Raw genomic sequence first — 26,622 nt, 5'->3', positions numbered from 1 at the left:
CGGCGCGCGGCAGAGGCTGATATGCTGTACGAGCCGTTTCAGGAGTTCCGCCGGCTGGAGACCGTCCGCCTCGAGGCCGCCGCATCGGACCGCGTGCGCTTTACGACGGAGGCGGGCCCCCTGGACATCGCCGCGTACGCGCCCGGCGTCCTCCGCCTGCGTGCGGGCGGGCCGGTCGGCCCCGATTACGGCCTGCTCGCCTCCCCTCCCGATCCGGGGGCGGCCACCTGCACCGAACTCGGCGGCGCCTACCGCATCGACGCCGGGTCGATGGCGCTCGAGATCGCCCCACGCCCGCTGCGGATCCGGATGTTCCTGGACGGCGAGGTCGTGCTGGAGTCGACGGGGGACGGCCACATCCGGGGCGGGCCCCGGATCCCTCCCGTTGGGGTGCGCGACTCGACGGGGTGGCTCTTGGCCCTGGGCCTGGAGAGCGGCGAGGCCGTGTACGGGTTGGGGGAGAAGTACGGTCCGTTGAACCGGCGGGGCCAGCGGGTGGTCTCGTGGAACGAGGATGCCTGGGGTGTGAACGCGGAGGCTTCCTATAAGAACGTTCCGTTCGCCTGGAGCCCGAGAGGGTGGGGGGTCTACGCCCACACGACGTCCCGCGTGGTGCATGGGGTCGGCTACCCCGCATGGTCACACCGCAGCTACATCCTGCAGGTGGAGGAGCCCACCCTCGACCTCTTCCTCTTTGCCGCGCGCACCCCGGCCGGGCTGTTGGAGCGGTTCACGCACCTTACCGGGCGCCCGGCCCTCCCACCCCGCTGGAGCTTCGGGGCGTGGATGTCTCGCGCGTATTACCGCACCGCCGACGAGGCCCTCGAGGTCGCGCGCACGCTTCGAGCGCGGCGGGTCCCGTGCGACGTGCTCGTCCTGGACGGGCGGGCCTGGCTGCGGGTGGAGACCCGGTTTGGGTTCGAGTGGGATCCCGACCGGTATCCCGATCCTGCAGGGTTCATCCGGGACCTCAAGGCGCTCGGCTTCCGGCTGTGCCTGTGGGAGTACCCGTACGTCTCGGTGCGGAGCCCGCTCTTCGCGGAGCTCGCCGCGCGGGGATTTCTGCTGCGCACCGCGGGGGATGCACCGTACGTGTACGAGTGGGATCCGGCACCGTTTGGGACGCTGCTCACGCCATTGCCCCCGAGCGGGATCGTGGACTTCACCCACCCCGGCGCCTACGCCTGGTACCGCGACGCGCACCGGCCGTTGTTCGCGGCCGGCGTGGACGTGATGAAGACGGACTTCGGGGAGCAGATTCCCGAGGACGCCTGCGCGTACAACGGCGATCGCGGTGCCCGCCTCCACAACGTCTATCCCCTGCTCTTCAACCGCTGCGTCTACGAGGCGACGCAGCGGTACGCCGCCGCGGGGGCGGTGGTGTGGGGGCGATCGGGGTGGACGGGGAGCCAGCGGTACCCTGTGCAGTGGGGGGGGGACCCGCAGGCCGATTGGGAAGGGCTGGCCGCGAGCGTGCGCGGCGCGCTCTCCTGGGGGATGAGCGGTGGAGCCTTCTACAGCCACGACGTCGGCGGGTTCTTCGGCCCGCAGCCGGACCCCGAGCTCTACATCCGCTGGGCGCAGGCCGGGGCGATGTGCTCGCACACGCGGTTCCACGGGACGACGCCGCGCGAGCCGTGGCACTACGGCGAAGAGGCCGAGCGCATCGTCCGGTGGTGGCTGGAGTGGCGCTACCGCTTGCTGCCCTACCTCGAGGCCTGCGCCGCGGAGGCGCACCTGAGCGGGCTGCCCGTCATGCGCGCGATGCCGTTGGCATTTCCCGACGACCCCGCTGCCGCGGCATTCGAGGAGCAGTACCTGCTCGGTCCCGCGCTCCTGGTCGCCCCCGTGCTGCGCCCGGGGGGCCGGGTGCGGGTATACCTGCCCGCCGGAGGATGGTACGATCTCGCCGACCAGAGCCGGGTGGTGGGCCCGCGGGTGATCGACGGCATCGCGGCGCTCGACCGGATGCCCGTGTACGGGCGGGAAGGATGCCTGCTGCCGTTGGGACCGGCGGCGCAGCACACCGCCGAGCTCACATCGAATGGTCCGGCGGAGCTCCTCGCCTTCGGCCGTCCGAGGTCGGCGATGGCACTGCCCGGCCTCACGCTGGCGGTGGACGCCGCCGATGGGACGGTCCGCCTTCGCGGTCTGCCCCCGGACGTGCGCGTCACGGCGTGGGGGTCGATTCGGGTCGCGCGCCGCGGTGACGAGGCGCTCTTTCGGGGTGCGGAGTGAGCCCGCACGAGGCGGGCACGCCGCCCCCTTCGATCGCCGAGATCCCCGGCCCGGGTCCGCGGATCCTCGCCGGGACTTCGGGGTTCGCCTTCGCCGAGTGGAAGGGGGGGTTCTACCCCGCTGACCTGCGGCAGGAGCGTATGCTCGGTTTTTACGCCGAGCACCTCCCCAGCGTGGAAATCAACGTGTCATTCTACCGCATGCCGACGAGCAAGATGCTCGAGGATTGGCGGGGGCAGACGCCGGCCTCCTTCCGGTTCGCGATCAAGGCGCACCGGCGAATCACGCACGTCAAGCGGCTTCGCGACGTGGACGATGACGTGCGGTGGCTCTGCGAGCGGGTGACCGAGCTCGGCGATCGCCTCGGCCCGGTGCTCTTCCAGCTGCCCCCTTCGTTCCGCCAAGACCTGCCCCTCTTGGAGAGCTTCCTCGCCACCCTTCGCCCTCTGCCGTACGTGGCGATCGAGTTCCGCCACGCCACCTGGCATGCCGATGCCACCTACGATCTGCTGCGGCGCCACCGCGTGGCGCTCTGCATCGCCGAGGACGAAGCGTCCTGCGAGCCGCTCGTGCACACCGCGTCGTTCGGTTACTATCGGCTGCACCGGATGCAGTACACCCCGGTGCAGTTGGAGGGGTGGGCCGAGCACCTCCGCGCGGCCGCCGAGCTCCGCCCGATCTTTTGCTACTTCACCCACGAGACCGGTCCCGAAGCGGTCGCCTATGCGCGCGCCCTGATGAACCTTGTCAGCCCGGGTCCCCCCTAGCCCCGCGCTCCGGTTTTGGTACGATTAGCCCGTGGGCCTCGAAGACTACCGCCGAAAGCGCACGTTCTCGCAGACCCCGGAGCCGCAGGGCGCGGTCGGTGCCGCGGGCGGGCCGCCCAGGTTTGTCGTGCAGGAGCACCACGCCCGCAGCGTCCACTGGGATCTGCGTCTGGAGATGGAGGGGGTCCTTCGGTCGTGGGCCGTCCCCAAAGGGCCGTCGCTCGATCCCGCCGACAAGCGCCTCGCGGTGCTGGTGGAGGATCATCCGCTGGAGTACGGGGGGTTTGAGGGGGTGATCCCCCCGGGAAACTACGGCGCCGGGACGGTCATGCTCTGGGATCGCGGGACGTACACGTGTGTCGAGGGCGATCCGGCGGAGGCGTTTCGCCGGGGGAAGCTCACCCTGACCCTCGCCGGGGAGAAACTGCGCGGCGAGTTCCACTTCGTCCGCACGAAGCGGAACAACGGGCGCGACTGGCTGCTGTTCAAGGGGAAGGATGCCTTTGCCGTCGCCGGGTACACGCCGTCGGGGACGCGGTCGGTCAAGACCGGTCGCCCCATCGAAGCCGTCCGCGCCGACCAGGATGCCCGCTGGACGGCGGCGACCGGTCCGGCCCGGGATGCGGCAGCGGAGGGACAGAAGGCCCCGGGCGGGGACGAGGGCGCCGTGGACCCGTTTCCGGAGCCGTTTCCTCCGATGCTCGCGGAGACGGCCGACCGTCCGTTTACCCGTCCGGGTTGGTTCTTCGAGCTGAAGTGGGACGGCGCCCGGGCCCTGGGCTTCGTCCGCCGCCGCGGGTCGACCCAGGAGGTCTCGCTCTACAGCCGCACCCTCAACCGGGTCAACGCCCAGTTTCCGGAGGTCGCCGACTCGCTCGCCGCGCTCGCCTACGACGCGGTGTTCGACGGCGAGATCATCGCCCCCGACGAGCGCGGGAAGCCGAGCTTTGCGCGGCTGCAGCAGCGGTTGCACCTGACCGCGGAGGCCGACGTGAAGCGGGCCGCGGACCGGGTGCCGGTGATCTACGTGGTGTTCGACTGCCTGTACTGGCGCGGGCGCGATCTGCGAGCGCGCCCGCTCTCGGAGCGCCGCGGCGTGCTGGAGGCGATCGCGCTGCCCGCCGGGATGCTCCGCAGCGACGCGGTTGACGGCGAGGGCCTGACGCTCTTCGCGGCGGCGCAGCAGCACGGGCTCGAGGGGATCATGGCCAAGCGGGCCGGCAGCCCGTACCGGTCGGGGACCCGGAGTCGGGACTGGCAGAAGATCAAAGTGCGGCGGACCTTGGACGCGGTCGTGGGCGGCATGACGCGGGGAAAGGGGCACCGGCGGGGGACGTTTGGCGCGTTGATCCTGGGGCAGTACGATCCGGCGACGGGGGCGCTCGTGCACATCGGTCAGACTGGAGGCGGACTGTCGGATGCGAACCTCCGGTTGCTGCGGGCCCGGCTGGGGCCGCTCGTCGTCAAGGCCTCTCCGTTCGCTCCGGTGCCGGCCACGCCGCAGCCGGCCACGTGGGTCCGGCCGGAAGTGGTGGTCGAGGTCGAATTCGCCGAGCGGACCCCCGACGGTTTCCTCCGGTTTCCCGTGTTCCGCGGGATGCGGGATGACGTTCCGCCCCGGACGGTCCTTTTGCCCCGCGCCGCGGGAGCCCCTCAGGCGGGCGAGGCCACACCGCTTCCTGCCGAAGCGCGCCAAGGGGCGCGGGCCACGCACGTGGCCCCGAGGTCGGCGGCGGCGCGGCCGCCGCGGCGAACGCGGGGGGCGCGCCGGTCGGCCCGCGGGGTCGATCCCCCGGATCCCGCGGCGGCGTTCACCAACTTGGACAAGGTCTTTTTTCCCGCGCTCAAGCTCACGAAGGGCGACGTGATCGCGTACTATCGGAAGATCGCCCCCTACCTGCTGCCGCACCTTCGGGATCGGCCGCTCACCCTCCGCCGCTGGCCGGATGGGATCGACGGCAACGACTTCTTCCAAAAGGATGTCCACGATGCGCCTGGATTCGTGCGCACGGAGCGCGTCTGGTCCGGCCAGGGAGAGCGGGACGTGCGCATGGTCGTCTGCGATGACGCGGCCACGCTCCTCTGGCTGGGACAGATGGGCTGCATCGAGATGCACGCGTGGTTCTCACGCACGGCGCCGGTGGCGGGACGCCGTCGGGATCGCCCCACGCGGGTCTTCTCGGGATCGGAGGGGGCGATCGAGGGGAGCACGCTCAACTTCCCGGATTTTGTGGTGTTCGATCTCGATCCATTCTTGTTTCCCGAGGGTACCCGTCCGACCCGGCGCCACGGGGAGTTCGACCCGGACTACACACGCAACGGGTTTGAGGCGGCGCGGCAGGGTGCGCTCTGGCTCGGTGAGGCGTTGGAGGGGCTCGGGCTTCGCGGATTCGCCAAGACCTCGGGCAAGACCGGCCTGCACGTGTTCGTCCCGATCGTCCGGCAGTACACCTATGCGCAGACCCATGCGTTCGCGAAGACGCTGGCGGCGTGGCTCGTGCAGCGGCACCCGGAGGCGCTGACGACGGCGTGGGCGGTCCCTCAGCGGGTCGGCAAAGTTTTCGTGGACTACAATCAAAACGTCCGCGGCAAGACGCTCGCCAGTCTCTACAGCCTTCGACCGGTCCCGCAGGCGACGGTGAGCGTCCCGGTGACCTGGGAAGAGCTGCGGGCGGGGTTCGACCCGCTGCGATGGACGATCTCGACGGTGTTCGGCCGGCTGGACCGCGTGGGCGACCTGTGGGCGGGGATCCTGGAGGCGGCGCAGCGACTGGAGACGCCCTCTTGACCGGGAACTGCGCGCACCCATAGAATCGTTCCAGACCCCCACGACGAGAGGAGCGATCCATGGCCCCCAATCATCCAAAATTTGTCTGGTTCAACGGCGCGGTCGTGCCCTGGGACGACGCGAAGGTCCACGTCTCGACCGCCACGGTGCTCCGCGGCGCCAACGTGTTCGAGGGCGTCCGCGCCTACTGGAACACCGACGAGCGCGAGCTGTTCATCTTCCGCAACGACGAGCACATGGTCCGGCTGTGGAACTCCTCGAAGATCATGCGGATGGGGATTCCGTGGACGAAGGAGGAACTCACCCGCGCGCAGATCGAGGTGATCCGGGCGAACGCCTTCGAGGGAACGGTGTGGTTCCGGCTCACGCTGTACGTGGGGGAGGGTGACGATGTCTGGCCGCCGGAGCAGGCGCCGATCGGGGGGTTCATCCTGCCCCGCCTGGCCCCGCACTCGCAGGGGATCAGCGAGGGGATCGATTCCTGCATCAGCAGCTGGACCCGGATCGGGGACACGACGGTGCCGCCCCGGGTCAAGGCAGGCGCGAACTATCACAACGCGCGACTGGCGGTGATGGAGGCGCGCACCAACGGGTACTCCGGCCAGCCGATCCTGCTCAACGAGCGGGGAAAGGTGTCCGAGGGGCCGGGGGCCTGTTTCTTCATGATCCGCGACGGCGCGCTGATCACGGCCCCGGTGACCTCCAACATTCTCGAGTCGATCACCCGAGCCACGGTGCTCGAGCTGGCCAGGGACGCGCTCCGGCTCCACGTCGTGGAGCGCGAGATCGACCGGACCGAACTCTACATTGCCGACGAGGCGTTCTTCTGCGGCAGCGGGTGGGAGGTCACTCCGGTCAGGTCGATCGACCGCTACGCGATCGGGAAGGGACAGCCGGGCCCGATCACCCGGCGGCTGCAGGAGACGTACTTCTCGGTGGCGGAGGGCCGGGTGCCGCAGTACCGGCACTGGCTCACGCCGGTGTACCACACGGTGAAGACCCCCGCGTAGCCGGCAGCGGCGGCGCGGTTCCTAGCGCCGGGAGGCGGCGCGCTCGGCGGGAGCGCGCTGAGCGTAGATCTCCTCTCGGCGCTGCCCCAGCGACGGCAGTTTCTGTCGAACCTGCCCGATCCGCCCGAGGTCCACGTCCCCGAAGATCAGGCCGGGAGCTTCGCCGCCGCCGGCCAGCGTGATGCCCATCGGATCGACGAGGGCACTGCACCCCACACGCCCGTCTCCCGCTTGATCGGCCGCGGCGACAAAGATGGTGTTCTCGATCGCGCGGGCCCCGATGAGGGTCGTCCAGTGCGCTTCTTTACGCGGACCGGCGATCCACGCCGAGGGCAGCAACAGCACCTCGGCGCCATCGAGGGCCAGCATCCGCGTGAGCTCGGGGAACCGCAGTTCGTAGCAGACGAGCATCCCGAGCACGCCGAGCGGCGTCCGAACCGTCCGGGGTGCGGCGTCGCCCGCCACGGACAGATCCGACTCGCGAAAAGCAAATGCGTCGTACATGTGGGTCTTTCGGTACGCGAGCAGCAGCGACCCGTCCGGCCCCAGCAGGACGGCGGTGTTGTAGGCGCGGACGCCTTCCCCCGGGGCGGTTTCCCACACGCCGCACCCGATGTGCAGCCGGGATGCACGGGCCGCATCCGCCAGCGCCGAGACGAACGGACCATCGAGCGGCTCCGCGACGGCGGCCGGCACGGTGTCCGAGCGGGGCGTGAGGAAGGCCATGAACACTTCGGGCAGGAGCAACAGGTCGGCGCCTCCGCGTCGAGCGGCCTGGACCGCCTGCCGTGCCGCCTCCAGGTTTTCCTCCTTGCGCCCGGATGCGGCCAACTGTCCCAACGCGATGCGCATGATCTCCTCCCGTCCTCTGCAAACACGAACGCTGTTTTCTGCAGGCATTATTATATCGCATTCTCGGCGGGACGATCCCCCTCGCGCGCCCGGACGAGCATCTCCGTACCATCCCACGCCTGCGACGGGGTCGGGGGCGGCATCTTCACCCTCTCGCCGCCTGGCGCAGACCACGGACGCGGCGCAGTTCTGCGAGCCACTGACGGGATCGTACCGATCGCGCGACACCTCGCCCCGGACCGGAACCATCCCGTTGGAGAGGTGCGACGGGTCAGGCGGTGCGCGGCCGGCTGCTGGTGAGAATGTGCGCGGCGAGCGCGCCCATGATGACGGTGCCGCCTACCCAGGTGGTGAGCGATGGCGTTTCCCCGAAGGCGAGCCAAACCCAGAGGGGGCCGAGCGGCGCCTCCAGGGCGCCCATTAACGCCGATTCGGTCGCGGAGACCAGTCGGGCTCCAAGCGTCAGCAACAGCAGGCCGAGCCCAAACTGCGTGGTTCCGAAGAGCGCGAGCGAGACGATGTCCCTCGGACCCGCGGCGCCCGGGCTCGACACCGGCCAGACGATGAGCGCACACAGAAAGGCCGAGAGACACGCGGCGGGCAGCATCGGGGGGGCTCGGTGCTTGCGGATGATGAGCATCATGACCGCCATGCAGAGGGTCATCCCGAAGGCCAGCAGGTCGCCGGTGAGGTGACCCTCCGACACGGCGCCCCCGACCATCGCGATCGCCCCCGCCAGGGCCACGGTGCCCGCCAGCAGGGTCGTCCAGCTCTCGCGCTCCCGGATCCAGAGCCAGCCGAGCGCAGCGGTCATGAACGGAGCCGTCGCGGAGATGATCGTCACATCGGCGACCGATGTGCGGCGGAACGCGTTGATGACCATGATCGTGGCGAGGGTGGAGAGGGACGCCGCCGCCGCCCCGGGCCATCCGATGGCCCGGAAGGCCGCTGGCGCGTTTCGGCGCTGCTGCCAGACGATGATGCCGCCGATGAAGACGCCCGCAAAGAGCCCTCGCCAGAACAGGATGGGCCAGGCATCGAAATGGAGCAAACGGGTGAAGAAGCCGGAGGTGCTATAGGCGACCGCGGACGCCGCGTTGAGGATGATGCCGAGCCACCGCCGGCGGCTGTCCGCGATCGCCCCCCTGGCGGCGGCCACCGTCCGGCGTGAGGCCCGGGGTAACGGGTCGCCGGGCACGTTGGCACGGATTCACGGCGTTCGGATGCGGTCCCTGCCGAACGCGCTCCGGCCACTCACCGTCCGGCGGACGGGTCCTGCCCCGGCGGCGGCAGCGGCTGCTGCCACAGCGACCCGCCGCGTCCCTGCGGCCAGCGCGTGTGCTGGGCCACGATCTCCGCGCCGAGCATGAAGCTGCCGGTCAAGCCGTAGATCCAGACCAGCAGGGCGATGATGACGCTGAGTGAGTGGTAAAGCGTGCTGTAGTCGGCGATCGTCCCCAGGTACCAGGCGAGCACGTAGGCCATCGCATGCCACAGGATGGCGGCGATCGCCGCGCCCGGCAGCGCGTCCCGCCACCGGACCGGGGCATTGGGCAGGAACCGGTAGCCGATCCAGAAGATCCCGAACTGTGCAAGCCCGGTCGCGATGGTCAGGGCGTTCCCGGCGCCCCGTCCGGGTACCCGCGGCCACCCCAGCCACTCCCCGACGACGGTGGTCCGGATCAGCCTGAACACGAACACCGTGCCGATCAGCATCGCGAGGAAGATCAGCAGCGAGGCCGCCATCGTAAAGACCCCGATGAAGTACCGGGCGTGGAAGAACCGGCCCCGGCACTCCCAGACCCGGTCCAGCGCGACCTGAAGTGCGGTGAACACCCCGCCGGCGGCGAGGATCAGCGCGATCGCTCCCACCCAGCCCAGCGTCGCTTCCTGGGCGTAGGCGCTCCTAATGGTCTGGAGGACCACGTCGTTTGCCGTCATGCCGAACAGCCGCCCGAGGTTCCGCTGGACCGCCTGGTAGGGGAAGAACAGCTGGAGGCCGGCGAGGAACAGCATCACGAGCGGCAGGAGCGAGAAGAGCGCGTAGAAGCTGATGGCGGCGGCCGCGAAAAGGTCGCCGTGTTCCCAAAACTTCTCAACCGCACGCACCAGGCTGAGGACGAACCGACGGGCGGTGGGCGGCCCGACCAGTGTGTGTGGAGGCGCGGGGGCGGTCTCCCTGACGTCCATTCCGGGCGTTCCTCCAGTGGGGCCGAGCTGGCTCGGGTGGCGCGCGCGCACACCGGCTCCGGCCTTCATCGATTCGTCTCGTGCCCCGGCTCACGCGCCGGGCTGGGGACCCGTATCGCGGGCCCCCGAGCGCATCTCCAATGGCAAGCGGTCGGGCTCACCCAAATGGTTCCAGCACGGCCCCCGGGTCGCCCATACCCTATATTACCCCAACTTCATGCTCCGCTCGGCGGGCTTTGAGTTCATGCCGGATGCTACAATGGGCGCGACCGGACGCGGCGGGCCGCGACCCCGAGCGTCCTGGGAGGTGCGCGCAGTGTCCCGAGCTTGCGCCAACGCGGTGACCCTCATCTGTCTTGCGGCCGTCGTCGCCCTTGTCGCCGCGGTCCCGACCGACGGCTCCCCGGCGCCCGGGGTCGACCTCCTGATGTTCCACGGCGACGCGGCGCGTACCGGTTGGAACGCCGCGGAGCGCGTCCTCACGCCGGCGTCCGTTCGCGCCGGCGGTTTCGGCCGGCTGTGGGCGGCGACGGTTGCCGGCGAAATTTACGCGGAGCCGCTCGTCGTGCACAACGTGAATGTGCGCGGGACGTCACGCACGATCGTGTACGTGGTCACCGAACACGATCTGATCTACGCGTTCAACGCCGCCGACGGGAGCCCAGCGTGGGGCCCGGTCTCCCTGGGGGCACCGGTAGCGCGGGCGAGCCTGCCCTGCGGGAACATCGATCCCGTGGGCATCACCGGCACCCCGGTCATCGACCGCGCCGCGTCGACCCTCTACGTCGCGGGGCTTACCACCCCCGATCGGGGGGCGACCAAGGTGTACAAGGTCGCGGCGCTGGACCTGGCCAGCGGCGCGATGCGCGCGGGGTGGGCGGTGGCGATCGCGCCTCCCGCGGCGTCCGGGTTGCGGTTCGACCCCGAACCGCAGCAGCAGCGCGGAGCGCTGACGCTGCTGGCGGGGACCATTTACGTCCCCTTCGGAGGATACTTCGGGGACTGCGGCGTCTACCACGGCTGGGTCGTGGGACTGCCGGTCGCCCGGCCGCAGCGCCAGCAGGCTTTTGCCACCCCCTCGCATCGGGAGGGAGGGATCTGGGCGACGGCGGGGCTGGCGGCGGACGCGGCGGGTCGCCTCTACGCCTCCACCGGGAACAGCGACTCGGGGGGTCCGGTTGATCTGGGCAACAGCGTCGTGCGCCTCACCACAGCGCCGAGCCTCGGATTCTCAGGTCGCGCGCCCGATTTCTTCACCCCCAGTAACTTCGTGAGCCTGAATGATTCGGACACCGACCTCGGGTCGAGCACCCCGCTCGTGCTGCCGGAAGAGCCAGGATCCGCGACGCCCGAACTCCTCTTTGCGGCGGGGAAGCAGGGGGTGGCGTACCTGATCAATCGGGTCAACATGGGCGGGGTGAGCCGCGGAGACGGCATCCACGGCGAGGGAGTCTACAGCCAGTGCGTGTTCGGAACTTGTCGCGGCGGCGAACCCAAAGTGTTCTCCGCGGCCGCGTACTGGGACGGCGGGGGTGCCGGTCGATTCATCTTCGTCCCCGGGCACGGAAGTCAGCCCGCGGGATGTCAGGGCAGCGGCGGGGTGGTGGCGCTTCGCCTCGGGGTCGCCCAGGGGAGCCGAGGCTCGACGTTCAATGTTGCGTGGTGCAGCCCGTCGATGCAGGATTCCGGGGCGCCGTCGGTCTCGGGACCCGGTCCCGACGGCGGCCTCGTCTGGGTGGTCGACGCGCGGGCCCGCGTTCTTTACGCGCTGGATGCCCGCATCGGGGACGTCGTGTACCGGTCCGGAGACTCTGACGCGATCGGCCAGCCCCACCGGTTTATCACCCCCGCGGTCGTCGACGGCCGGGTCTACCTGGGCTCCGGCACCTCGCTTGTCGCTTTCGGCATCAAATAGCCCACCTCCGTCACCGTTTCCCCAGAGGCTTCCTGGCCCCACCACTCATAAATTGACATTAACGTAAGAGTTCGATATGATCCGATGGCGGCCGGGTAGGCGTGGGCGCGCGGAGGCGGGACATCGTGCTTGGTGCCTGATGAACTGAGATGAACAAACCCGTTCAGGACGGATCCCCGGCCGACTCCGGGGTGCAGTGCCGGATGGAGGAGGTGGTCCGGCGCACCGGGCTCACCCCCCGGGCCATCCGGTACTACGAGGAGTTCGGACTCCTTCACCCCTCGGGGAGGACCGCCGGGGGCTTCCGCCTGTTCACGGAGGGGGACATCGCGCTCCTCATGCGGATCAACGAGCTGCAGACGCTGCTCGGCTTCTCCCTCGCGGAGGTCAAGCAGACACTGCACGTGGATTCCATGCTGGCGGAGGTCCGGGAGGCGTACTTCGGGACCTCGGATCCCAATACGCGCCTCGCGCTGCTGGACCAGGCCTTCGGCCTCATTCAATCGCAGATTCGGATCATCGACGAGCGTATGGTGCGGCTGGCCAAGCTGCGGGAGGAACAGCTGGAGCGGTTGAGCCGCGTCCGCGGGCGCCGGGCCGAGCTGGGGGCAGCGGACGAGACGGCATCGGCCGGGGCGACCGGGCTCCCGCAGGCGGGAGCCCACAATGGCTGACGAGCCGGTGGAGGCACAGACCAAGGAGATCGGCCGCGGCGCGCGCCCCGGGACGGAGCAGCCCATCGCTCGGCCCGCGGCGCGGGACGGCGCCGGTGCGGACGGAACCGCCGCTAAGACCACGATGGTGGATGCCGGGTTGGAATCCCTCCGGCCTCGGTGGCGAACACAGCGCATCGTGTTCATCGGGCTCGCGGTGGTGGCGCTGGTGCTGATCGGCGCGGGCGTCGCCTATTGGCGGACGAACGCCGGGCTGGTCAAGACCGATAACGCCCAGACCGGCGGCGACATCGCACCGATCAGCGCGCGAATTTCGGGGATCGTCGTCGCCGTGGACGTGCAGGAGAACGCGGCCGTGAAGGCGGGCGCCGTGCTCGTCGAGCTCGATCCAACCGACGACAATCTCGCGCTGGCCGGGGCGAAGGCACAGCTGGCCGCGGCTCGCGCCCAGGTCGAGGCGATGCGGGCGGCGCTGGCCGCGCAGGGGGAGCAGTTTCGCACGGCGGTCCTCGCGGCCCGGGCCGCCCTGCAGGCCACGACCCCGCATCTGCCGCAGGCTCAGGCTCAACTGCGGATGAGCGGGCAGACGAGCCCCGCGCAGATCGCTCAGGCTCGAGCGCAGGTGACGACGGCGCAGGCGAACGTCCAGGCCGCAAAGTCCGATCTCGACACCGCCGGCAGAACGGCGAACCGAGACCGGACGCTGCTCGCCCAGGGCGCGATCTCCGCGCAGCAGGTAGACATCGATACGGCGACCTTCGAATCCTCCAAGGCGCGCTATCAGGCCGCGCTGGACGGCCTGCGTCAGGCCCGCGACGCCCTGGTGTCCGCCGAAGCATCCCAGGAACAGGTCGCCGTCGCCCGCCAGAACGTGGAGGTGCAGCGGGGACAGATCTCACAGGCCCAGGCCCAGGTGGAGCAGGCCGCCGCCGGCGGGGCGCTCGTCCAGCAGAAGGCGCGGGAACTCGCCGTCGCGGAGGCCAACGTGGCCAGCGCCGCCGCGGCCGTCGAGGCGGCCGAGGTGAACGTGGGCCGCACCAAGATCCGTGCGCCGGAGGACGGGTGGGTGACGAACCGGACGGTGGAGATCGGCCAGGTGATCCAGCCGAACCAGCCGCTGCTGTCATTGACCCTAGCGCATCACCTTTGGGTCGTCGCCAACGTCAAGGAGACCCAACTCGGCGCCGTCCGCGTCGGGGAGCCGGTCCGGATCACCATCGACGCCTTTCGCCGTCGAACCTTCCGCGGCACCGTCGAGAGCATCGGGTCCACGACCGGATCGACGACCGCGCTGCTCCCGCCGGACAATGCCACCGGCAACTTCGTGAAGGTGGTTCAACTCGTGCCGGTGCGGGTCGCCCTGCGGCTTGGGAAAGACGATCCCCCACTGCAGATCGGCCTGTCCTGCGAGGTTTCGATCGATACTCGGCCGGGGGCGCGCTAAGGGTGGCCGTCCGGGCCGGCGCGGCCTCTCCCGGGATCGGGGCCGAGGGCGCCCGCGGCACCAACAAATGGCTCGTCACCTCATCGATCCTGCTCGGCTCGATCATGGCCACGATCGACACCAGCGTCGTGAACATCGCCCTCATCCACATGCAGGCGACGTTTGGGGCGACGATCCAGGACGTCACCTGGGTCACCACGTCCTACCTCATCACCGTGGCGCTCGTGATGCCGCTCACGGCGTGGCTCTCCTCCGTGGTCGGTCGGAAGCGGATGTACATGTTCTCGGTGATCATCTTCACCGGCGCGTCGGCGCTGTGCGGGTTCTCCCGTACCCTCGGGCAGCTCATCGCCTTCCGCGTGCTCCAGGGGTTGGGCGGCGGAGCCCTGCAGCCGGTGGCGCAGGCGATCATGCGCGAGACCTTCCCCCTTCGGGAGCAGGCGCAGGCGATGGGGTTTTTCGGCATGGTCGTGCTGCTGGGCCCGGCGCTGGGGCCGACGCTGGGGGGGTACCTGGTCGACAACTACTCCTGGCCGTGGATCTTCTTCGTCAATCTGCCGGTGGGGGCGCTCTCCCTGTTCATGGTCTCGCAGTTTATCGTCGATCCTTCCTATATGCGGGCCCGGGGGCTGCAGAAGGTCGACGCTGTGGGGATCGGCCTGCTGGTCGTCGGGCTGACCACGCTTCTGACGATGCTGGAGCAGGGTGAACGCGACGGGTGGTTCGGCAGTCCATTCATCCTCGGCCTGGCGACGGCGGCGGCGGTGACGCTCGCGGCGTTCATCGTGTGGGAGCTGATGATCCCCGCCCCCGTGGTCAACCTGCGGATCCTCAAGGATACCTCGTTTGCCGCCGGGACGCTGATCATCGGGGTGTTGGGGGTGGCGCTGTTCGGCGGGTTAATCCTGCTGCCCCTCTTCCTGCAGAATCTACTGGGGTACGATGCGACGCAGTCGGGGCTGGCCCTGATGCCCCGGTCCCTGGTGATGGTGGCCATGATGCCGATCGCCGGTGCGCTCTATAACCGGCTTGGCGTCTACATCATGGCGCCGATCGGGTTGTTGCTGGCGGCGGCGTCCACGTTCCTGATGGCGCGGTTCACGCTGGACACGGGGCCGGTGCAGATCCTGATCCCGCAGCTCGGGCAGGGGCTGGCCTTCGCGTTCATCTTCGTCTCGATCTCGACGACCGCCCTCTCCACCATCCCCCGGCACCAGATGCAGGCGGCAACCGGGTTGTACAATCTCGTCCGGCAGCTCGGCGGCAGCCTCGGCACCGCGGTTGTCGTCACCCTCGTGGACCACAAGACGACGACGGCCAGCGCAAACCTCGTCCGGTACGCCTCCACGTCCAACCCTACGTTCATGCGGTGGTGGCAGACGTTTCAGGGTGGGTTTGCCGGGCAGGGGATCGACCAGGGGCGGGCCCATCTCCAGGCGCTGGCCGTGCTCGCGCAGGCGATTGCCCACCAGGCCGCTGTCGTCGCGTTCAATTATGCCTTTGCGATGATCGCCATCCTTTTCCTCTGCTGCCTGCCCCTGGTGCTGCTGCTCCGCCGCGGCGAACGCCCCGACGAGCCGGTGCCCGCCGCGGAATAGCGGGCCGCCAGCTAGACCAGGTTCTTCGGGATCAGCCGTTCCACGATCACCACATCCCGCCAGACGCCATCCAGGCGGGCGTGCTTCTGGTAGGTGCCCACCTCTCGAAACCCCAACGAGCGGAGGAGCCGCAGGCTGGGGAGATTCTCCGTGAACACCCGAGAGACCAGCTTCCAAAACCCGGCCCGCTCCGCCTCGTCGATCAGCGCCTGCATCGCCAGCCGGCCCGCCCCGCGGCCTCGGCCCGCTCGAGCCACGTACACGGAGAATTCGGCGATGCCGCCGTAGCACTCCCGCGGCCGGTAGCTGGACGTCGACGCGAACGCGATGACCCGGTCGTCCTGCTCGACGACGACGATGGGATGGACTCCGTCGAACCAGGCGCCGATGTCCTCCGCGGATCGGATGCGGGTCTCGAAGGTCGCGACGCGGTCCTCGATCCCTTCGTTGTAGATCGCGGCGATGGCTGCGGTGTCGCCGCGTGACGCGGTTCGTGCGCGCATCATCCCTCCCTCAGGCAGTGTGTGCTCGGGTGCGGCGAGCGGCCGCATTCGACACCGAATAGGACGCCGACGCCGGCCTCCCGGGACGGGCACCCCCCCGGATCGCGGGCATCGAGCGGAGCCACTCAAAAGTAATTGGAGGTGATTCCGCCGTCGACGACCATCACGCTGCCGTTCACCCAGGTGGACTCGTCGGACGCCAGGTACAGGGCCATCTGCACGATGTCTTCCGGCCGACCAAACCGGCCCATCGGAATCCGGTCCAGCCGCAGTTTCTTCGCCGCCGGGTTGTTGAGGAGCCACGACATCAGCAGCGGCGTTTCGATCGGGCCGGGGGCGATCGCGTTGGCGCGGATGCCCTTGGGCCCGAACTGCACGGCCAGGGACTTGGTGAGGGCGATCACTCCCCCTTTGCTCGCGGTGTAGGCGTCCTGGGGGACCGTGCACCCCACGAGCGCGACGAACGAGGCGACGTTGATGATCGCCCCGCCCCCGGCGCGGATGAGTTCGGGGATCCCGTGCTTGCAACAGAGATAGATCCCCTTGAGGTTCACCGTCATCACCTGGTCCCACACCGCTTCGTCGATGTCGACGACCGACCCGTCCTTTTCCGGGAAGATCCCGGCGTTGTTGTACAGGACGTTGAGGCGGCCGAACCGATCCACCGTTTCGCGCACGGCGGCGCGGACCTGCTGCTCCCGGCCGACGTCCGCTTGAATGAAGTGTGCCTCTCCGCCTCCCCGGGCGATCTCGGTCGTCACGTCCCTGCCGGCCTCCGCGGAGACATCGACCGCGGCGACCCGGGCCCCCTCCCGCGCAAAAGTCAGCGCAGCCAGGCGGCCCATACCGCTCGCCCCCCCCGTGATCAGCACGACTTTGTCTCGGAGTCTCATCGCGGCCTCCTAGGGCAGCATCTCAGGCGTGTGGCGGAGGATCCCCCGCGGCGCGAGCGGCCCGCCGCCCGCGCCCGGCAAACCGAGGCGCTAGGTGCGCTCGAAGTTGCGGTGCAGTTCCCAACAGGTGACCGCGCGATCGAACACCTGCTGCTCCAGCCGGGCGGTGTGCAGGTAGTGCTCGACGACGCGGTCTCCAAACGCCCATCGCGCAATCTCGCTGCGCTCAAATTCGCCGACCGCCTCGCGCAGCGTCCCCGGGACCCGGGGCGCGTCCTCGGCCTTGTACGCATCCCCCCTGAACATCGCCGGGGGCTCCACATTCCGCTCGATCCCCCAGAGGCCGGCGGCGATCGTCGCGGCGAATGCGAGGTACGGATTCGCGTCGGCGCCGGGGATGCGATTCTCCACGCGCAGGCTCCTGCCTTCCCCCACCACGCGGAACCCGCAGGTTCGGTTGTCGTGGCTCCACACCACCATGATCGGAGCGAACGTCCCCGCCACGTAGCGTTTGTACGAGTTGACGTAGGGGGCGAAGAGATACGCGAGCTGGCGGGCTCCCGCCAGCTGCCCTCCCAGGTAGCGGCGGAACGTCGGTGACATCCCGAGCGGCGTCGCCCCTTGTTCGAAGAACAGCGGACGCTGGCCGTCCCGGTCCCACAGGCTGCTGTGGAGGTGAAACGAGGACCCCGCGAGATCGGCGCGCCACTTGGCCATGAACGTGACCGAGACTTGGTTCAGCGCGGCGATTTCCTTGGCGGCGTGCTTGTAGATCGTGTGGCGATCGGCCATCTCCACGGGGGTCGTGTAGCGGAGGTTGATCTCGTGCTGCCCGGGGCCCCACTCGCCCTTGCTGTACTCGACCGGGACGCCGGCGCCCTCGAGGCCGTTCCGGATCTGGCGTACCAGCCATTCCTCTTTGGTGCCCTGGAGGATGTGGTAGTCCTCGATGTACTGCCCGTACGGGTCGAGATCGTGATAGTGCTTCCGCCGGGCCTGCTCGTAGGTGTCGCGGAAGATGTAGAACTCCAGCTCGGAGGCGACCATCGCCGCGTACCCGCGTTCGCGCGCGCGTTCCACCTGGCCCTGAAGGATCTGACGGGGCGACTCCGGGACCGGCCGGCCGGACTCGTCGCAGACGTCGCAGAGGACGAGCGCCGTGCGCTCGAGCCACGGGAGGCGGCGCAGGGTCGAGAGGTCCGGGCGCAGCCAGAGATCGTGGTACCCGGTCGCCCAGCTGGTCAGCGCGTAGCCGGGGTGGGGTTCCATGTCGACGTCGACGGCGAGCAGGTAGCTGCAAGCGTGCGCGCCGTCCCCCGCCACCTCGTCGGCGAAGAACCGACCGGTGACGCGCTTCCCCACCAACCGGCCCTGCATATCCACCATCGCCGCCACGACCGTGTCGATCTCTCCGGTGGCGACGAGGTGGCGGAGCACCTCCAGGGTCAGCCGGCCGTGCGCCTGCTCGGTCATGCCGGTCCTCCTTCTGTGCCGCGGGCGAGACGTCTCGGTCGTTCAATGGCCCCGGGCGCGAACCCTCCCCCCGGCGGGCCGGACGACGGCGTGGGGATCGTGCGCCAGCGGCGGTCGAGAACTCCTCGGCAGCAGCGCCAGGAACGCGGCCACCACCGGCGCGACCGTCCGGTCGCGGTGATAGACGAGCGAAAAATCGAGGTACAGCGGCTCCTGCAGGGGCCGGGCCACAAGCCGTCCCGTTTCCAGATCCTGCGCCACCGCGGCGCGAACGAGGATGCCGACGCCGATGTCGTCGGCGATCGCGCTCTTGATGGCTTCGTTGCTCTCCAGCTCCATCGCCGGGATCACCTCCAAGCCCCTGGACCGGAAGGCGTGTTCAATGAGACGGCGGGTTGCCGATCCGGGCTCGCGCATGATCATTGGTTCTCCACGCAGGTCCCGCACCGAAATCGCCGACCGATGGCCGAGGCGGTGGTGGGGTGGGAGGACGACGAGCAGGCGGTCGCGGATCAGCGGGAGTGAGGCGAGGTGGGGGCTGTCGCACGGCCCGGCCACGAGCCCGATGTGCAGGCTGAAGTCGATCAGTTCGCCCAGGATCGTCTCCGAGTTGCCGATGGAGAGGCTGACCCGCACCCCCGGATAGCGCTGCTTGAACCGGTCGAGCAGGTGGGAAACGTAGTAGGCGCCCGCCGTCCGGCTCGCCCCGACCTCCAGGTGGCCCGTCCGCAGCCCCGCCAGGTTGTCCATCGCCCCACGGGCGGCGTCGAGGAGGTCGAAGATCCGCAGCGCGTACGTGTCGAGCGCCTGCCCCGCGTCCGTCACCGCGATCCGTCGGCCGACGCGGTCGAAGAGCCGCAGGCCGAGGCTGCGCTCCAACCGGCGGATCTGCTGCGTCACGGCGGGCTGGCTGAGGCCGAGTTGGCGGGCGGCGGCGCTGAAGCTTTGGAGGCGGGCGGCGAGATGGAACGTCTGCAGCGGGGCGAGCGGCATCCGATCGCGCTGGGGTTTCTTCCGTCCACGGCCTGCGGCTCCCATCGGCACGGGCGCGCACCTCATCGCATAACGATTATTTATGGATTCTTAACATTTTCTTATTTGACATTATACCAACTGATTTGTACCGTTGAGGAGCACGGGCGGGGAGCGGACTCGCCCGGCGCCGGTGCGGGGCCGCGATGGCCGGTCACGGGACACGACACGCCGACAAGGTCATGGCCGCGTCGGAAGCGGTCGCCCGGTTCGTCCGCCCGGGGGCCGTCCTGGGGATGGGCGGGCAGAATATCGGCCGCTGCCCCATGGCGCTCACCCACGAGATCATTCGCCAGCGCATCGGCGGCCTGACCGTGGTCGGGTGTAACCTCTCCATCGCCATGGACCAACTCGTCGGCGCGGGTCTGGTCAGGCGATGCGAGTGCGGCTCCGGAAACCTGGAGCGGTTCGGGACGACGTTCTGCTGGAGGCGGGGGATCGAGGCCGGGTCCCTCGAGATCGAGGATTACAGTCACCTGGCGATGGTGACGCGGTTTTTGGCCGGCGAGATGGGGGTCCCCTTCATGCCGACGCGAAGCCTCCTCGGCTCTTCCCTGCTGCCGCTTCCCTCGGCTCCCTCGCCGCGGGCACGCCCCGGCAAAGCCCTCGTCATCGACAACCCGTGGTCCCCGGGGGAGCCGGTCGTGCTGGTCCCCGCCCTCCGCCCGGACGTGAGCATTGTGCACGTGCAGCGGGCCGATCGGATGGGGAACCTCGTGATCGAAGGTTTTTCAACCCATGAGCCCGAGATGGTGCGGGCGTCGACGCACGTGATCGCCAGCTGCGAGGAGCTCGTGTCGACCGAGGAAATTCGCGCACACCCCGAGCAGACCACCGTGCCGTTCCTCCATGTCAGCGCCGTGGTGGTCCAGCCGTTCGGCGCCTACCCGACGTCGACGTACCGGTACTATGATTACGACGCCGCGCAGGTTGCGGCGTACCAGGCGGCGGCCCGCGCCGGCGTCGAGGCGGTGACCGAGTACCTGCAGGCGTCCGTCTGGGGACGCGGCGGGTTCGATGACCATCTCGCGCACGCGGCCGGGCGCGAGAAACTGGAGACGTTGAGGCAGACCATGCTGGCGATGGTCTAGCGCCGGAGGTCGGTTCGGTGAGGAGGGTCTGAGGTATGCCCGCATTCCCCGGCGCCCAGCGCGCCGGCTACTCCCGGCAAGAGCTGATGGTCATCGAGGCGGCGCGCCACGTCCGCGAGGGCGAGATCATCTTCGTGGGCACCGGATTGCCGCTGCTGGCGACGACGCTGGCGCTGCGGACGCACGCCCCCAACTTGGTCTGCGTCATCGAGAGCGGCGTGATCGCGCCGCTGGTCCACCCGACCCCGATCTCGGTCTCCGACCCGAAGGTGATGCACCGGGCGGTTAGGTTGGGGTCGCTGCGCGACGTTTTGGGATGCCTGCTGCAGCGCGGGCTCATCGACGTCGGGTTCATCGGCGGCGCACAGATCGACCGGTACGGGAACATCAACTCCACGCAAATCGGCCCCCCGGGGGCGCTGCATCGGCGGTTGCCCGGGAGCGGCGGCGGGAACGATATGGCCTCGCACTGCCGCCGCCTGCTGATCATGACGCACCACGAGCGCCGGCGCTTCCCCGAGCGCTGCGACTACATCACCAGCCCCGGGTTTCTGGATGGCCCGGGGGGGCGGCGGCGGGCCGGGCTGAGCCCGGAGTTCGGCGTCAGCGTCGTCACCGATCTCGCGGTGATGGAGAACGATCCCGTCACCTGCGTGCTGCGGATCGTGAAGCTCATGCCGGGCGTCACGGTGGAGTCGGTGCGGGCGGAGACGGGGTTTCGGCCCGATGTGTCGCCGGACGTGGGGGAAGTCGCCCCGCCCGAGGCAGAGGATCTCCGCGTGCTCAGGGAAGAGGTGGATCCGGATCGGGTCTACCTGAAACAAGAAGAGCCGGCGTCCGGTCCGAGGAGGTAGCGGGATGGGGTCCACGCCAGTCGCGGGAGGCCGGGAGCCGTTCCACTGGCGGACGGGGATTGCCTACAAGACCAAAGAGAAGATCGTCGTCCGCGGGTACGATCTGAACGAGCTCACCGGCAATATCAGCTTTGCCGAGATGGCCTACCTGGTGTGGCGTGGGGAGCTGCCTCCTCCCGCCCACGGCCGGATGCTCGATGCCGTCTTGGTCAGCATGGCCGAGCACGCCTTCTCGCCTTCGTCGGCGGCGTCCCGGTTCGTGGCGTCGGGGGGCGTCCCGCTGCACGTCGGGGTCGCGGGGGGGATGCTGGCGATCGGCTCGCTTCACGGCACGGCGGACCGCCCGGCCGAACTCTTCAAGGACGCGGTCGACCGGATGCGGCGGGATCATCTCAGCCTGGAGGCGGCGGCGCAGCAGGTGGCGGGCGACGCCCGCCGCGACGGGCGCCGGCTGCCGGGGTTTCACCATCCCCAGCACATTCAGGACCCACGCACCGCACGACTGCTGGCGCTCGCCGACCAGCTGGGGGTGTCGGCGCAGTATATCGCGATGGCCCGGGCCATCGAGGCGGCGACGGAATCCTTTTGGGGGCGCCGGATCTACCTCAACGGGCCGGGCGCGGTGGGCGCGGTCTGCCTGGACATGGGATTTGAGACCGAGCTGATCAAGGGGGTCTTCTTGCTCTCGCGGACGGTCTCGCTCGTGGCGCATGCCCACGAGGAGGTCCAGCGGGAAAAGGGATGGCGGGGGTCGACGAACGCATCGATCGTCCAGCCGCTGGATCTGGAGCTGCAGCGGCCGGAGTTCTACGACGGCCCGCCGGATCGCCCTCTGCCCCCCGCCCGCCGGGGGAAGCCGTAGCCCGTGCGGACCTCCATCCTGGAAGGGATTCCCGAGGGCCGGGTGTTCATCGGCGGCGAGTGGGTCGGGACCGCGGCCGGTCGTTCGTTCCCGATCGTCAACCCCGCGACGGGGGAGGGGCTCGGCAGCGTGCCGCTGGCCGACGCCGCCGACGTCGATCGGGCGGTGACCGCGGCCGCGGCGGCGCAGCCCGCGTGGGCAAGCGCGCCGGGCTCGGAGCGAGGAAGGCGCCTGCGCGCTCTGGCGGCGGCGCTGCGCGAGGCGCGGGAGGCGCTGGCCCGCCTCGATGCGATCAACTCCGGAAACGTCATCTCGGGCATGCGGAAGGATGTCGACTGGGCGGCCGATTCCCTCGAGTACTTCGCCGGCCTGATCCCGGAGCTGAAGGGGGAGACCCTCCCCACCGGCCCAACCGCGTTTTCGTACACGCTGCGCGAGCCGTTCGGGGTGGTCGGGAAGATCAATCCCTTCAACCATCCGATTCGCTTCGCGGCCGAGAAGTTGGCCGCCCCGCTCGCCGCCGGCAACACCGTGGTGATGAAGCCCCCCGAGCAGGCCCCGCTCTCATCGTTGGTCCTGGCGGGTCTGCTGCGCGATCTCTTCCCCCCCGGCGTGGTCAACATCGTCACGGGGGACGGACCGACGACGGGGGCGGCGTTGGTCCGGCACCCGAAGGTCCGGCGCATCGCGCTGATCGGGTCCGTCGAGGCCGGGCGGGCGGTGATGCAGGCGGCGAGTGCGGAACTCAAGACCGTGACGCTGGAGCTGGGCGGGAAGAATCCGATCATCGTGCTTCCCGACGTCCCCGTGGAGGATGCGGTCTCCGCCGCGGCCACGGCGATGAATTTCAATCGGGCGGGACAATCCTGCAGCAGCACCTCCCGGGTGTTTGTCCACCGCAGCCTCCACGACGCCTTTGTGGAGGGCCTGCGGGATCGGCTGGCCGGGCTGCGGATCGGGCTCCCGGAATCCGACGACAGCGAGATCGGCCCGCTCATCTCCCGCGAGCAGCAGCAGCGGGTGCTGGCCTACATCGAGGCGGGGCGGCGGGAAGGCGCCCGGCTGGTCTGCGGGGGCGGGGCGCCGGACGCCCCGGATCTGCGCCGGGGATTTTTCGTGCGACCGACGCTCTTCGACGCGGTGCGGGCGAAGATGCGGATTGCGCAGGAGGAGATCTTCGGCCCGGTGGTGGCGGTCCTGACCTGGGACGATGAGGAGGAGATGGTGCGCCAGGTGAACGGGGTCATCTACGGGCTGAGCGCGGCGATCTACACCCGCGACTACCTCGCGGCGCACCGGCTGGCCCGGCGGCTCGAGGCGGGATACATCTGGGTGAACTTTCCCGGCGGGCACGAGTTGGGGTCCCCCTACGGGGGGATCAAGCAGAGCGGGATCGGCCGTGAAGAGTGTTTGGACGAGTTGCTGAGCTACACTCAGGTGAAGAGCATCCGGATGCATTTGCCGCCCCGATAGGGGCTGTGGGAGGGAATCGCGATGAGCTCCACGACTCAGCGCCACGATCAGCCGCTCTCGGAGGCGGCGGCGGCGCAAATCCTCGAAGACGACCGCCGGTATCTCCTCCATTCGTGGTCGGCGCAGAAGTCGCGCCGGCCCATGGTGATCGCCGGCGGCCGGGGCGCGATCTTCTGGGACGCCGGGGGGAAGCGCTACCTCGACTTCGCCTCGCAGCTCGTCAACCTGAACCTGGGGTTCGGCCACCCTCGGGTGGTGAGCGCAATCCAGGCCCAGGCCGCGGAACTGTGCTACGTGGCCCCCGAGTTCGCCAGCGCCCCGCGCAGCCAGCTGGCCCGTGCGGTCGCCGCGGTGGCGCCCGGCGATCTTCAGCACGTGTTCTTCACGACCGGTGGGGCGACGGCGAACGAGGCGGCGATCCGGATGGCGCGCCTGGCCACCGGCCGGCAGAAGGTCATCACCCGGCGCCGCAGTTACCACGGAGCGACGGCCGGGGCGCTGTCCGTCTCCGGCGACCCGCGGCGGCGGGGCGCGGAGCCGGGGGTTTGGGGAACGGTGGTGGCCGAGGACCCCTTCTGCTACCGGTGTCCCTTCGGTCTCCGCTACCCGTCCTGCGGGATCCACTGCGCGGACCACATCGGCGAGATCATTGAATTTGAAGATCCGGAGACCGTCGCCGCGGTGATCGTGGAGACGATCACCGGGAGCAACGCCCGCATCGTGCCGCCCCCCGAGTACTATCCCCGGCTGCGGGAGATCTGCGACCGGTACGGGGTGCTGCTGATCTGCGACGAGGTGATGGCGGGGTTCGGCCGGACCGGCCGGTGGTTCGCGATCGAGCACTACAACACCGTGCCCGATCTCATGACCCTCGGCAAGGGGATCACGTCCGGGTACGTCCCTCTTGGAGCGGTTGTGGCGTCGGACCGGGTGGCGGCCCACTTCGAATCGAACGTCCTGCTGACCGGCGCCACCTACAGCGGTCACCCCCTGGCCTGCGCCGCCGGGGTGGCCACGCTGGCCGCCTATCACGACGAAGGGCTGATCGAGCGCGCCCGGGTGTTGGGGGACCGCCTGTTTGCCCGGCTCAACACCATGAAGGAGCGCCACCCCGCCGTCGGCGACGTCCGGGGGCGGGGGCTGTTCGCGTGCATCGAACTGGTGAGCGACCGCGAAACCCGCGAGCCGTTGACCCCCTGGACCCCCCGCGGAGGCCGAGAGGCCCACCCCGCGGTCTCCGGCACGCTTCGTGCGATGCGCGAGCGCGGCGTCTACGCGTACACGAAGTGGAATATGCTGATGCTCGCGCCGCCCTTCGTCATCACCGACGAGCAGCTTGAGGAGGGATTGCAGGTCATTGACGAGGCGCTTGCCGTCGCCGACCGGCACGTGGCCACGGCTTGATTGGGCGTCGTGGGAGGAGGTTTGTCTCGGCGGGGGGAAGGAAGTGCCGGCGCGGGGCATCTGCACCAGCGGATGCCACATCATCGACGTCCCAGGGTTCACCCCTGATCCCCCGCGGCGGTGCGTGTTGTTCGGGGGAAGGTGAGGCCGGTCCGATCGGGCCGGCGGCGAGACCTTCCGGGTGCACCCACGGCGAGGAGGGAAGATGATGGCGAAGGTCTCTCCGGCCTCCGGCGCGAGGGCGACCGGCGATCTCACCCGCGAGCATGTCCTGATCCCCTGGGAGACGCAGGGGGGTCCGGCGCCCCGGATTATCGATCACGCGCAGGGCTGCGATCTCTACACCTCCGATGGGACGCGGATCCTGGATTTTTCCTCGGGACTCGTCAACGTGAACATCGGTCACAGCCATCCCCGTGTCGTGGAGGCGATCCGGGCGCAGGCGGGGCGGCTGACGTTCGTGAACCCCAGTTTCTCGACGGACGTGCGCGCCCGCTTGGCGCAGATGCTGGCCCGCCTCTCGCCGGGTGGGGCACTGGTGAAGACGTTCTTCACCAACGGTGGCGCGGAGGCCAACGAGAACGCCGTCAAGATCGCCCGGCTCTACACCGGACGCCACAAGGTGCTCACGTCCTACCGCGGCTATCACGGAGCGACGTACGGGGCGATTACGATGAGCGGCGATCCGCGCCGCTGGCCCGCGGAGCCGGGGGTGCCCGGCGTGGTTCACTTCTTGACCCCGTACCCCTACCGCAGTCCGTTCTCGGTCGGGCCGGCACAAGAGGGCGCGGCGGCGCTGGCCCATCTCGAGCACGTGCTCATGTACGAAGGGCCGGAGAACGTGGCCGCGATTCTCATCGAGACGATCGTTGGCGGGAGCGGGCTGATCGTGCCCCCCGACGGATATCTTGAGGGGCTCCGGAAGATCTGCGACCGGCACGGGATCCTGCTGATCTTCGACGAGGTGATGGCCGGGTTCGGGCGGACCGGGGCGTGGTTCGCCTGCGAGCACTGGAACGTCGTGCCCGACATGCTCACCTTTGCCAAAGGGGTCACCTCGGGGTATGTGCCGCTGGGCGGCGTGCTGGTGTCCGCGCCGGTCGCCCGGTACTTCGACGACCACATCCTCTGGGCGGGGCTCACCTACTCCGGCCACGCCCTGGCCTGCGCCGCCGGCTGCGCGAACTTGGAGGTGATGGAGGACGAGGGGCTCGTCGAGCGGGCCCGGCGCCTGGAGGGCGCGCTGGGAGACCGGCTGCGCCGCCTGGCCGATCGCCACCCCGTGGTCGGCGATGTCCGCGGCAAAGGGCTCTTCTGGGGGGTCGAGCTGGTCAAGGACCGGGGGACGCGAGAGCCCTGGGCGCCGTTCAGCAGGAGCGGGCCGAGCCCGATGAAGGCATTTCTGCGGGGCGCGTTCGACCGTGGAGTCTATCTCATCGGACGGTACAACATCTTCCTGGTGGCGCCGCCGCTCGTGATCAGCGAAGAGCAGATCGAGGAGGGGGTACAGGCCATCGACGGGGCCCTGGCCGAGGCCGCCGGATGAGGACCGCGCGGCCAG

Annotated in this window: 21 protein-coding genes; 14 read left to right on the top strand and 7 right to left on the bottom strand. The window is 69.6% G+C overall.

Annotated features, from left to right (window positions below):
- Positions 1-21: 21 nt before the first annotated feature.
- The 4 genes from VKV57_10235 to VKV57_10220 are packed head-to-tail and all read left to right on the top strand — an operon-like array spanning position 22 to position 6,803.
- Entirely contained in the window at positions 22-2,238 is a 2,217-nt protein-coding gene (locus tag VKV57_10235) for a TIM-barrel domain-containing protein (protein ID HLW60283.1), read from the top strand.
- On the top strand, positions 2,235-3,005 hold the full coding sequence (locus tag VKV57_10230) for a DUF72 domain-containing protein (GenBank protein ID HLW60282.1): 771 nt from the start codon (positions 2,235-2,237) through the stop codon (positions 3,003-3,005). The genes VKV57_10235 and VKV57_10230 overlap by 4 nt, the downstream gene beginning before the upstream one ends.
- Positions 3,006-3,036: 31 nt before the next feature.
- Entirely contained in the window at positions 3,037-5,793 is a 2,757-nt protein-coding gene (gene ligD, locus VKV57_10225) for a non-homologous end-joining DNA ligase (GenBank protein HLW60281.1), read from the top strand.
- 59 nt (positions 5,794-5,852) lie between these two features.
- On the top strand, positions 5,853-6,803 hold the full coding sequence (locus VKV57_10220; protein HLW60280.1) for a branched-chain amino acid transaminase: 951 nt from the start codon (positions 5,853-5,855) through the stop codon (positions 6,801-6,803).
- Between the two features lie 21 nt (positions 6,804-6,824).
- Here the strand turns inward: VKV57_10220 and VKV57_10215 are convergent, their stop codons facing one another.
- The 3 genes from VKV57_10215 to VKV57_10205 form a co-directional block, all read right to left on the bottom strand.
- Positions 6,825-7,655 carry a carbon-nitrogen hydrolase family protein gene (locus VKV57_10215; protein HLW60279.1) on the bottom strand — a complete coding sequence of 277 codons (831 nt, stop codon included), beginning with the start codon at positions 7,653-7,655 and terminating at the stop codon, positions 6,825-6,827.
- 271 nt (positions 7,656-7,926) lie between these two features.
- Entirely contained in the window at positions 7,927-8,814 is an 888-nt protein-coding gene (locus tag VKV57_10210) for an EamA family transporter (protein ID HLW60278.1), read from the bottom strand.
- A 95-nt stretch (positions 8,815-8,909) separates the two neighbouring features.
- Positions 8,910-9,845, bottom strand: coding sequence for a YihY/virulence factor BrkB family protein (locus VKV57_10205; protein HLW60277.1), 936 nt, complete (start codon positions 9,843-9,845; stop codon positions 8,910-8,912).
- A gap of 316 nt (positions 9,846-10,161) precedes the next feature.
- Between VKV57_10205 and VKV57_10200 the strand changes: the two genes are divergently transcribed.
- The 4 genes from VKV57_10200 (at position 10,162) to VKV57_10185 (ending at position 15,476) form a co-directional block, all read left to right on the top strand.
- Positions 10,162-11,760 carry a hypothetical protein gene (locus VKV57_10200; protein ID HLW60276.1) on the top strand — a complete coding sequence of 533 codons (1,599 nt, stop codon included), beginning with the start codon at positions 10,162-10,164 and terminating at the stop codon, positions 11,758-11,760.
- Between the two features lie 149 nt (positions 11,761-11,909).
- Positions 11,910-12,434, top strand: coding sequence for a MerR family transcriptional regulator (locus VKV57_10195; protein HLW60275.1), 525 nt, complete (start codon positions 11,910-11,912; stop codon positions 12,432-12,434).
- Positions 12,427-13,878, top strand: a complete 1,452-nt coding sequence (locus VKV57_10190) for an HlyD family secretion protein (protein ID HLW60274.1) — start codon at positions 12,427-12,429, stop codon at positions 13,876-13,878. Before VKV57_10195 ends, VKV57_10190 begins: the two co-directional genes overlap by 8 nt.
- Before the next feature lie 2 nt (positions 13,879-13,880).
- On the top strand, positions 13,881-15,476 hold the full coding sequence (locus VKV57_10185) for a DHA2 family efflux MFS transporter permease subunit (protein ID HLW60273.1): 1,596 nt from the start codon (positions 13,881-13,883) through the stop codon (positions 15,474-15,476).
- An 11-nt stretch (positions 15,477-15,487) separates the two neighbouring features.
- Here VKV57_10185 and VKV57_10180 read toward each other — a convergent pair whose 3' ends face one another.
- The 4 genes from VKV57_10180 to VKV57_10165 form a co-directional block, all read right to left on the bottom strand.
- Complete coding sequence (locus VKV57_10180) at positions 15,488-15,979, bottom strand: arsinothricin resistance N-acetyltransferase ArsN1 family A (protein ID HLW60272.1); 492 nt, start codon at positions 15,977-15,979, stop codon at positions 15,488-15,490.
- A gap of 125 nt (positions 15,980-16,104) precedes the next feature.
- On the bottom strand, positions 16,105-16,872 hold the full coding sequence (locus VKV57_10175) for a glucose 1-dehydrogenase (GenBank protein HLW60271.1): 768 nt from the start codon (positions 16,870-16,872) through the stop codon (positions 16,105-16,107).
- 90 nt (positions 16,873-16,962) lie between these two features.
- A complete protein-coding gene (locus tag VKV57_10170) occupies positions 16,963-18,345 on the bottom strand; it encodes a glutamine synthetase family protein (GenBank protein HLW60270.1) in 1,383 nt (460 codons plus the stop codon).
- A 42-nt stretch (positions 18,346-18,387) separates the two neighbouring features.
- The gene (locus VKV57_10165; GenBank protein HLW60269.1) at positions 18,388-19,383 is read right to left on the bottom strand and encodes a LysR family transcriptional regulator; all 996 of its coding nucleotides are present in this window, start codon (positions 19,381-19,383) and stop codon (positions 18,388-18,390) included.
- Between the two features lie 140 nt (positions 19,384-19,523).
- Here VKV57_10165 and VKV57_10160 point away from each other — a divergent pair, with 140 nt between their 5' ends.
- From VKV57_10160 to VKV57_10135, 6 genes are all read left to right on the top strand, one after another.
- On the top strand, positions 19,524-20,468 hold the full coding sequence (locus tag VKV57_10160; GenBank protein ID HLW60268.1) for a CoA-transferase: 945 nt from the start codon (positions 19,524-19,526) through the stop codon (positions 20,466-20,468).
- 35 nt (positions 20,469-20,503) lie between these two features.
- The gene (locus tag VKV57_10155) at positions 20,504-21,322 is read left to right on the top strand and encodes a CoA-transferase (protein HLW60267.1); all 819 of its coding nucleotides are present in this window, start codon (positions 20,504-20,506) and stop codon (positions 21,320-21,322) included.
- A gap of 4 nt (positions 21,323-21,326) precedes the next feature.
- Positions 21,327-22,184, top strand: coding sequence for a citryl-CoA lyase (locus tag VKV57_10150; protein ID HLW60266.1), 858 nt, complete (start codon positions 21,327-21,329; stop codon positions 22,182-22,184).
- 3 nt (positions 22,185-22,187) lie between these two features.
- Positions 22,188-23,657 (top strand): aldehyde dehydrogenase family protein, encoded by a 1,470-nt coding sequence (locus VKV57_10145; protein HLW60265.1) that lies wholly within the window; start codon positions 22,188-22,190, stop codon positions 23,655-23,657.
- Between the two features lie 21 nt (positions 23,658-23,678).
- Positions 23,679-25,061, top strand: coding sequence for an aminotransferase class III-fold pyridoxal phosphate-dependent enzyme (locus VKV57_10140; protein HLW60264.1), 1,383 nt, complete (start codon positions 23,679-23,681; stop codon positions 25,059-25,061).
- A gap of 205 nt (positions 25,062-25,266) precedes the next feature.
- Positions 25,267-26,607 (top strand): aminotransferase class III-fold pyridoxal phosphate-dependent enzyme, encoded by a 1,341-nt coding sequence (locus tag VKV57_10135; GenBank protein HLW60263.1) that lies wholly within the window; start codon positions 25,267-25,269, stop codon positions 26,605-26,607.
- The last annotated feature ends 15 nt before the right edge of the window (positions 26,608-26,622 follow it).

The organism is bacterium (genome assembly GCA_035307765.1).
GTDB lineage: Bacteria > Sysuimicrobiota > Sysuimicrobiia > Sysuimicrobiales > Segetimicrobiaceae > Segetimicrobium.
The sequence above is the reverse complement of the archived record's forward strand: the minus strand, read 5'-3'. Positions and strand labels throughout refer to the sequence as shown.